At 38.6% G+C, this 1,589-nt stretch carries 4 protein-coding genes; all 4 read right to left on the minus strand.

The features are described from left to right. On the minus strand, positions 1-1,056 hold a 1,056-nt coding region (locus RUM_RS12870; protein WP_041326402.1), incomplete at its 3' end, for a hypothetical protein. A gap of 34 nt (positions 1,057-1,090) precedes the next feature. After that, positions 1,091-1,246: an AgrD family cyclic lactone autoinducer peptide gene (locus RUM_RS12465; protein ID WP_015558962.1), complete on the minus strand. Its 156-nt coding sequence runs from the start codon at positions 1,244-1,246 to the stop codon at positions 1,091-1,093. Further along, positions 1,246-1,419, minus strand: coding sequence for a cyclic lactone autoinducer peptide (locus RUM_RS13280; RefSeq protein WP_227220844.1), 174 nt, complete (start codon positions 1,417-1,419; stop codon positions 1,246-1,248). The genes RUM_RS12465 and RUM_RS13280 overlap by 1 nt, the downstream gene beginning before the upstream one ends. Further along, positions 1,400-1,589 (minus strand): hypothetical protein (locus RUM_RS12985; RefSeq protein ID WP_207634949.1); only part of this gene is annotated, 190 nt, incomplete at its 5' end. The genes RUM_RS12985 and RUM_RS13280, both read right to left, overlap by 20 nt.

Genomic DNA, 1,589 nt, shown 5'->3' on the forward strand with positions numbered 1-1,589 from the left:
ATATACATTTGCATTTATATCATCATAATTAAAATTGGAAATACTAACCTTATTATCAGCGTATACACTTAATGCTAACGGAGGAATTAAATTCTGTTCTAACTCACTCAATCCATAATAGGTAACAAATTCTCGTGTTTCACCACTGGTGAAAGTATCTTTGTTCCATGTGATGGATACTGCACTATCTCCATTAGATCGTCCTGGCTGAGTCACATAATCCCATAGCGTACTTGTTACATTTCCCCAATTAGTAAATTGTACTTTATCAGGTTTTCTGTCTCCCGATTTGTAGAATGTACCTTGTGCTACTACACCGGGATTAGTTGCGGAATCAAAGGCTTGCCATATTTGCGGAATATTAGAACCTGAATATACGGTTTCAGTTGTTACATCAGATCCGTTTACTCTGAATGGCGCAGCATCATTACCACCGAGCATAGTGTCCATCATAATTCTTATGCCCACTTGTTTGGCGTATTCTGTATCATTTTTGACGATATACTTAATCTTAACAACATCATCTCGTCCAGTCGCCGAATTCTCAATAATAGATAGTTCTTGTGTGACATCAACACCATCATAAGAAGCTTTGGAAACACTTTTAGAACCATCAGCATCATAAGTTACATTTGATGATGTAAACTCATTTATGCTTTCACCAACAACAATTGTTGTTTTTGATGTTCCTCCACCCGGATGACCGAAAAGCATCTTTTTATTATCATCAGTTGAACTGTTAGGGTTTCCTCCTATTGTACCAATAGTATAGTGACCATTACTTGCAGTGTTGAACTCAATGTAGTCATTTGCTATTAAAGTATTATTTTTGAGAATACTTTTAAGCATTCTATTTTGGGGAACACTTACAGCAGAACTTGCCAGATTTGATTTCCATTCTTGGTACTCTTCACCATTAGGATCTAACGTTGAGTAATATTGATATTCGTCAACATAATCATCGGCAAAAGCAGGTAAACTCGTAAGCATAGTTGTAGATAACGCAATACAGCTAAGACCTGCCACGATACGTTTCAAAATCTTATTCTTAACCATTTCATACCACCTTTCTGCAACACACAGTTGCCAATTATTTCCTGTTTACATAGTTTCTCAGCTCTTCTGGCTCTACAGGTTGTGCGAACCAATGGAAGCAAGCACTCGGAACTGATGTGGTAGCTACCACCAGCGCAAGAGCCGCCAGTGCCGTAGAAGCCTTCTTTGCTATGCTCATCAGCTTTTTCATTACAAATCCCTCCTTTCAAACAGTTCAGATAAGTCAGGCTCTTTCGGTTGATAAAACGTAATACCGCAAACGCTGCCATTTGAGATATACAGCACCAGCCTTACAAGAGCAAGAATTACAATCGCCAAAATACTCCGTTTTTCTCTTTCCTTATCATCGTTTACTGTTATCACCCCGATTCAAAAAGTGACCGAGCAGTGCCATGATTGCTGACAGCAGCATTCCGCTTGATACATAAAGGCTTAGTTTTTGATATTGGAATACAAGCAGTGCAATCGTGACAACGGATAGGGTAACAGCTAAGATGCAGCTTCTTTTCCTTAGCTTGACACTCTTTTCCTCT

The sequence above is a fragment of the Ruminococcus champanellensis 18P13 = JCM 17042 genome (genome assembly GCF_000210095.1).
Classification (GTDB): domain Bacteria; phylum Bacillota; class Clostridia; order Oscillospirales; family Ruminococcaceae; genus Ruminococcus_F; species Ruminococcus_F champanellensis.